The following is a 6077-nucleotide window of genomic DNA, read 5'->3' on the forward strand; positions in this document are numbered from 1 at the left end:
GGTGTTAATCTCCGTTTAAATGCGGGTTAAAGCGGGTTTTTACGTTCAGCCAGCGCCGCCTCAATCTGCGCCTTGATGCGGCACGATGTCTGGTAGGGCGTTTCACCACACTGCTGTTCCACTGAATGGGTGGTGCCTTCGCGCAACTTGATGAGCACATCGCCATTGTTACTCACCCATACCTTGGTGATTTGATCTGCACGGACAGCCATGTCTGGTGCCAGGTCAATGATTTGATTAGCCATACTTTTTCTCCAGTACCTTGCCGAAGGCTTCGATCACCTCGGCGAACGCTGCCCGGTGTTTGGGGTAGCTCTCGTTAATGAAATTGGAAAACAACGTTACGGTGCTCATTGCTGTCGCCAGTTCGCTAGTCTCGGGCAGTACCTTTTTGCTGGCGGCAATGCACTTGCTGAACGAGTCGCCCAACCGGGCCAGCATATCGACCCGGTCTGCCGCCGAGATGCTGGGGTCATCGCGGATCTTGTCCATCGTGACATGCGTCTCGGTCAGGGTATTCAGCAGGATCATCCGGGTCACATCTTCGATACCGCCGCCTGCTATCAACACGGCGGCGCGATGCTTGTCCCAGTTGTCCAGTCGGTCTGCCGCCTCGCGTTTCCAGCGGGTGGCCGTAGAAACAGGAACCCCCGTCTGCGCCGCTGCCAGCTCCAGCGTTAAGCCGCCGTAGATGTACGCCTGTCGCAGCTTGTCCCGCGTATCCTGCGAGTACGCCATGCCTTACAACCCGTGCTTTGATTTAGCCAGGGCCACAAACAGCGACACGATGGCACCAACCAGCCCGCCAGCAACACCGCCCGCCGTTGCCCCCTGGCGCACTGCGCCCCGGTTCACCGTGTCGAGGTTGCTCTCCATCCGGGTTAGCTTGGTGTTCATTTCTTCCAGCAAACGTCGCTCCAGGGTTACTCTGCGCACGCGTGAGCGAATTTTTTTCTTCCTGTTCATACTGTTGCTCCTTACTTGTCCGCCTTGCGGTCCAGTTTTTCATCCAATCGCACCATGCGATCTCGCACGTCGATCACCAATTCTTTCAGCGTATCCATACGGTCGCTGGCATCATCCCGGCGCAGGTAATCGCGCTGGATACCCTCAATCAACTGTCCCTGCTTGTGCAGGGCGTACTTCAACTGCGCGATCCACAGGCCGCCAAAGGAGGCGACCAGCCACAGCGCGACATGCAGCACCATCTCCATGCTCATGACGGTGTAATTCCTCCATAAAACGTAACCAGCCCCAGACCGAGGCACCGCCAGCGGCAGGCAAGAGCATCAGTTCGGCATAGGGCGAATGGCAGAACCGGGACACCGGCCCCGCCAGTCGTGCAGGCAATGCCGCACAGCCCGCCAGCCCACAGGCCAGCACCGCGCCCAGAACCCTAGCCTGTCGCATCATCGGCCTTATCCATACGGTCACGCTGCAGCGACACCAGGCGAGTGGCCTGGCTGTGCAAGGCCCAGACAGCCAGATAGCCGACAAACTCGTACTCAGCCAGCGACTGAGTAAACGCCGCATTCAGTACCATGATGCTGCTGACTACGAACGCACCGACGGTCATCACTTCGGCGGTGGACAACTCGCCGGTCTTCGGGTCAATTACCAGCGCCTTTAGCGCAGAACCCCAGCTCACACGCCCTCCGGGAACACATGGCCCGGCAGCGGTATGCAATCGACAGCAACCCAGTCAGGCACATCAAAACCGGGGCATTCTTTGGCGGCATACTCGCGGTGGCCATGCAGGGAAGCATTACGATATTTATCCTGCAGGGTGGCGATCAGGTCATGCATCGCCAACCACTGGGCGACGGTAAACTGACGGGTGCCGACCATGCAGACACCAAGGGAGTTGGCGTTGTGGCCCTGCACATGCGCGCCGATCTCTTCTTCGCCGCGCCCGGTCAGCACCGTGCCATCGCAATCAATGACGTAGTGATAGCCAATGGCCGTCAACTGAGGATTAATGGAAGGGTGCGCACGGCAAAAACCGCGCTCCGCGTGCCAGCGGTCAATGACCTGGGCAGCAGTCTCATGCGCATTGCCCAGCGGCTTGCCATCCGGACTGGCAGCACAATGCAGGACAATCAAATCGATAAAGCGGGACATAAAAAAACCCTCGTAAGTTGACGAGGGTTATTGTGTCGGATAGTTGAGGCGCGAACCCGCTACGGGGGCGTAGTGGGTAACTGTCAGAAGAGGCTGTTTTGCTTAGGAAGTGGTGTGCTATCCCGCGATTTTAACAACTCCCAGGCGCGGGTGGAGGCAATGCCATATTTGGGGCAAATCAGCGTGAGGGCCATTGTCAACGATTCACCCTCTGCCTGCAACCGATCAATATCCGCAAAGAAACAGCGGTTGCGCCAGGCACGCCACGCCGCGTCACAGCGGGGGATATACAGCACATCCCCGCTGAAGTGCTGCACCAGCACCGCCACATGATCCGGCGATAATGTCTTCTGCAGCAGCGCAATACGCCGCTGCCCCGTACCACGCAGCCCTTTGCCGATGGGGAATGTCACGCCGCCAAACTGCCGGATCAGCGCTTCCGTTGCCGGAAAGCCAATCAGCGCCGCAATTTGCTGCACGGACTCAGGCAGCAGCGCCAGCACCTGCTCATAATCGGGCTGATTAGGGTTCACGGCAACCTCCCGTGGCGTTTCGCCTCAACAATCAGGATTTGCATCACCGTGCGCACCTGATCGTCATTGAGCCACTCCAGCGGCTTGCGTTCGCCGAGCATCCGCTCGACGATGGTCTCAACATACCCCCAGGGCCGTTTGGCCTCCGCCAGCATCGCCTCGATTTTACTGACCATACCCTTGCGGCCCATAGCCACATTGGGGCGACGACCATGCTGAGTCGACTTTTGCTCAAAGCCCTGGTCACGCATATAACCGACTACGCGCTCCAGCTCCGCTTCCGTGCACTCCTTCGCGCTACGCTTACCGGTGAGGCGTGCAAGCACACCACGATAGGTCTCATCATCCCAGGCTAATACCGATTTACCGGTGTGAATTATCCGAATGAGGTTCTTGCTCATCAGCAGACACCTCGCGATTGTGACTCGTAACCTGAGAACACCACTGCTTCTGATACCTTCCCGCACACGCCAATAACAGTCCCACAGCTAACCCTGCGGCACCTGCACCATTGGTATATAGCAAGGCAATAACGGTAAATACTGCAAGTAGCCTGCCAATATGAATCCAACGGATTGATTTCACATTTAAAAGCACAATTGAAATTAAAAATGGAGCGACTAAATAGGGCATGTTCAATAACCTTATATCCTGAATTAATAGTTTTGGACCGTATCAACGTCTGGCCCACAAGAGCAATATTCGTTAAACATTGAGCTATACGCATAATTACTCTCCTTGCAAATTAGCGTGACCGGTCACGGCGGTTAAATTGAGTGCGCGAAAAGCCAGAGTGAACCAGCACGCCCCCTCACCACGAAAATTACCACCGCACCCGACAGGTAAGGCATTACCACACCGCTGACATACACCCAGACCAGCCTCCTGACGGTCCAGTCGCTCATTATCACAGAGGATCAATAAGCCAATGTATTCAGTACGGCTATAGGGCCGATGCCCTGGATTGCGCCGCCTGCGATTCTTTTCTAGTGCCGCATCCTCTTTGTCGGTCAGCACCAGGTCATCACGCGAACCACCACGTTGCTTTACGCGTTGCCGCTGCGCAGCCTTACGCTCTGCCGCCGATTTAGCCATTGGAATTCCCCTTCATAAGCCACCCCAAATACACCCACAGCAGCACCACCATCAAGATTGGCCACAGCACGGCAACCTGAACAAAGGTAAAGCCTGGCGCCTGTACCGAACGAGCACCGCACCGCCAATAGGCAAGGCGCAACAGATACATCGTCAGTAGCAACACTACCGCCACAACCAGATAAGTGACTAACAACACAGTAATAATCACCATTACTACCACTCCCTCTCAAGGCGGATGCGGTCAGCCAGCATCATGACGCCCATCGGCCACAGCAGCATGATGACCAGGAACCCAACAAAGCGCGGCGAACGGCGAAGCAAGCCCAGCTCGCGCACGGTATCAGCATGGCAGTAACCCAGCTGCAGGTAGGATCCAGCAAGAACCAAAATCAAGGCCCAATTCATACCGCACCGCCGTAAGCCGCGACCGGCTCCAGATGCTCCACCGACACACCGCCAGTACGGTCATTAACGAGCACCACGACAGCACCATGCCCCAGCGCCCAGGCTTCTGAGCGGGTAACAACCTGACAGCACTCCGACTGACCCTGGATAGGGTAATAGCGGAACAGCGCCCCTACCGGGAAACGGGCATTGAACTGCTCAACAGAAATACCTTTAAGTAACTGTTTCATTTGGTCATCCTCTCAACTTTGGTATTGCAACCAATCATCTGGTGAAATACCCACGGTGCGAAACGCCCCAGACCAATACCACTCCACTCACTGAGTGCCCAGACGCGCCCCCATAACCAGCGCCACAGGTTGAAACGAGGTAATTTCATTGCAGTCACCTCATTTGGCAAACGGGACAGATTCACCCTGGCGATACATGATATTTCCGGCCTTCACAGACTTACCCGCCCGCAACCTGTTCCAACATAAAAGGAAGGTACACTTGAGGATGGCTTTATTAGCCTTTACCGTACCTGTTTTGTAATGGATCAGCCGATTGCGGAGCGCCCAAGACATACTGCCGTCGGCGAGGTTGATCCCTTTGAAAATCTCAGTAAAAAAAGCGTGCGCCAGTGTCGGGTCTTTTCGGGCACATATCGTTAACAATGCCAGCACATCAGAGGCAGGCATCAACCCACCTTTTGATGGCAGGTTTTCCTTTATCCACAAAAGATTGGCCTTAAGCTCATTCATGTGCCCCCGGTAGTAAATTGCAATTTTTTCATTGGTCTCCAGATACTTATATCCACCACCACTGACCGACCAGTTAACACCGGCCTCATAGCGAAGCAGCGTACAAACGGCCTGGGCAATACAGCCGCTCGCGGATTTCTCGGTAATACCGGAAATGGCCAAAACATCACCGCCGGTTCTGGCTTTTCCTGTATCCAGCGTATCAATAACGCCCACAGGTATGCCGCGTACAACCAGGCTTTGGATAGCAACACCGGCCATGACGACGGCATTGAGACGATGCTGACCGTCAATCAGCCGACCAGAAGCATCGAACTTGATTGACTCGGCATTTAGTCGCCACGTACCGGATTTCATTTCCCGTACATACCTGTCCACATACGTTTGATTGAGGTTCCTGTTGATTGTGTTCGCCCCTAAATAGGTGATGGCTATTTCTGGCGTAATGGTTTCCACGTCGGCTTTAAAGGTATTCATTATCATTTCCTTGATTTTGGCGTAAGAGCGCCCAGGACGAGTTACGCCATATTTAAATAGGGTTTATTACGGGATTAAATTATTCATCGTCAGCGGCATTGAAATATATGGGCAACTTCCCCAGATAAGCGAGAGCCAGTTGGACACCAATCCGAACCCCTCTATGCAGCTCGGTACCGGCCTCAATAGAGTTCTCACCTAAGTCAATGCTGGCATCCTTATGCTCCAGCACCAGCGAAAGACCCCTAACTTGACTTTCATGCCATGCAATCAGCTTGCGTAGCACATCGGCAAGCTCTGGATTGTCTATTTCAACCCTGCCCAGATTGCCGGATGATGGCCGGGCTTCATACCCATCAGGCGGATTTGCACCATCCCAATATTTATCTTTTTCCATTTTTTATTACCTCAAAGTCAGATTTTGGCGTAAGCGCGCCCCTGGCGGGTTTACGCCATAKTTAAATAAGKTTTAATTCGGTATTAAATTAATTAGTCGGTGTTAAATTTCGAATATTGGTAAACCAAGGTTCGAGATTAATTTCCACCACAGCACCACTACCTATATCGTCGGCTTTCGCCACCGTCCGCACCGGCTTGCCGTTACTGTCCTGTAACTTGGTGCTGAGCACAAAAACGCTACCCACCTTATATTCCCGATTAAACTGTGCAGCGGTCATTTTCAGCATGTCACACCCCGGCT

At 54.2% G+C, this 6077-nt stretch carries 16 protein-coding genes; all 16 read right to left on the reverse strand.

Going from position 1 to position 6077, the window contains the following annotated elements; translation table 11 throughout:
* Positions 1–26: 26 nt before the first annotated feature.
* Positions 27–245 carry a hypothetical protein gene (locus tag ADK28_RS28170; RefSeq protein WP_048797302.1) on the reverse strand — a complete coding sequence of 73 codons (219 nt, stop codon included), beginning with the start codon at positions 243–245 and terminating at the stop codon, positions 27–29.
* Positions 238–738, reverse strand: a complete 501-nt coding sequence (locus ADK28_RS28175; RefSeq protein WP_048797303.1) for a DUF1804 family protein — start codon at positions 736–738, stop codon at positions 238–240. Before ADK28_RS28175 ends, ADK28_RS28170 begins: the two co-directional genes overlap by 8 nt.
* 3 nt (positions 739–741) lie before the next feature.
* A complete protein-coding gene (locus ADK28_RS28180) occupies positions 742–966 on the reverse strand; it encodes a hypothetical protein (RefSeq protein ID WP_048797304.1) in 225 nt (74 codons plus the stop codon).
* Positions 967–977: 11 nt separating this feature from the next.
* Complete coding sequence (locus ADK28_RS28185; protein ID WP_048797305.1) at positions 978–1220, reverse strand: hypothetical protein; 243 nt, start codon at positions 1218–1220, stop codon at positions 978–980.
* Positions 1221–1396: 176 nt separating this feature from the next.
* Positions 1397–1648 carry a hypothetical protein gene (locus tag ADK28_RS28190; RefSeq protein ID WP_048797306.1) on the reverse strand — a complete coding sequence of 84 codons (252 nt, stop codon included), beginning with the start codon at positions 1646–1648 and terminating at the stop codon, positions 1397–1399.
* Complete coding sequence (locus tag ADK28_RS28195; protein WP_048797307.1) at positions 1645–2121, reverse strand: N-acetylmuramoyl-L-alanine amidase; 477 nt, start codon at positions 2119–2121, stop codon at positions 1645–1647. The genes ADK28_RS28190 and ADK28_RS28195 overlap by 4 nt, the downstream gene beginning before the upstream one ends.
* An 83-nt stretch (positions 2122–2204) precedes the next feature.
* Positions 2205–2654, reverse strand: a complete 450-nt coding sequence (locus ADK28_RS28200) for a hypothetical protein (protein WP_048797308.1) — start codon at positions 2652–2654, stop codon at positions 2205–2207.
* A complete protein-coding gene (locus tag ADK28_RS28205; RefSeq protein WP_048797309.1) occupies positions 2651–3055 on the reverse strand; it encodes a gp16 family protein in 405 nt (134 codons plus the stop codon). The genes ADK28_RS28200 and ADK28_RS28205 overlap by 4 nt, the downstream gene beginning before the upstream one ends.
* A gap of 328 nt (positions 3056–3383) precedes the next feature.
* Positions 3384–3749 carry a hypothetical protein gene (locus ADK28_RS30755; protein WP_075202162.1) on the reverse strand — a complete coding sequence of 122 codons (366 nt, stop codon included), beginning with the start codon at positions 3747–3749 and terminating at the stop codon, positions 3384–3386.
* On the reverse strand, positions 3742–3963 hold the full coding sequence (locus ADK28_RS28210; protein ID WP_048797310.1) for a hypothetical protein: 222 nt from the start codon (positions 3961–3963) through the stop codon (positions 3742–3744). Before ADK28_RS28210 ends, ADK28_RS30755 begins: the two co-directional genes overlap by 8 nt.
* 2 nt (positions 3964–3965) lie before the next feature.
* On the reverse strand, positions 3966–4157 hold the full coding sequence (locus tag ADK28_RS28215) for a hypothetical protein (RefSeq protein ID WP_048797311.1): 192 nt from the start codon (positions 4155–4157) through the stop codon (positions 3966–3968).
* Positions 4154–4387: a hypothetical protein gene (locus tag ADK28_RS28220; protein WP_048797312.1), complete on the reverse strand. Its 234-nt coding sequence runs from the start codon at positions 4385–4387 to the stop codon at positions 4154–4156. Before ADK28_RS28220 ends, ADK28_RS28215 begins: the two co-directional genes overlap by 4 nt.
* Positions 4384–4536: a hypothetical protein gene (locus ADK28_RS32350; RefSeq protein WP_161802739.1), complete on the reverse strand. Its 153-nt coding sequence runs from the start codon at positions 4534–4536 to the stop codon at positions 4384–4386. The genes ADK28_RS28220 and ADK28_RS32350 overlap by 4 nt, the downstream gene beginning before the upstream one ends.
* A 10-nt stretch (positions 4537–4546) precedes the next feature.
* Positions 4547–5377, reverse strand: coding sequence for a hypothetical protein (locus tag ADK28_RS28225; RefSeq protein ID WP_048797313.1), 831 nt, complete (start codon positions 5375–5377; stop codon positions 4547–4549).
* A gap of 79 nt (positions 5378–5456) precedes the next feature.
* A complete protein-coding gene (locus ADK28_RS31090; RefSeq protein ID WP_048797314.1) occupies positions 5457–5774 on the reverse strand; it encodes a hypothetical protein in 318 nt (105 codons plus the stop codon).
* An 88-nt stretch (positions 5775–5862) separates the two neighbouring features.
* The coding region (locus tag ADK28_RS28235) for a hypothetical protein (RefSeq protein WP_204375387.1) at positions 5863–6077 on the reverse strand (215 nt) is incomplete at its 5' end.

Origin of the sequence: Serratia sp. 506_PEND, from assembly GCF_001076875.1 — a bacterium.
Lineage (GTDB): Bacteria > Pseudomonadota > Gammaproteobacteria > Enterobacterales > Enterobacteriaceae > Serratia > Serratia marcescens.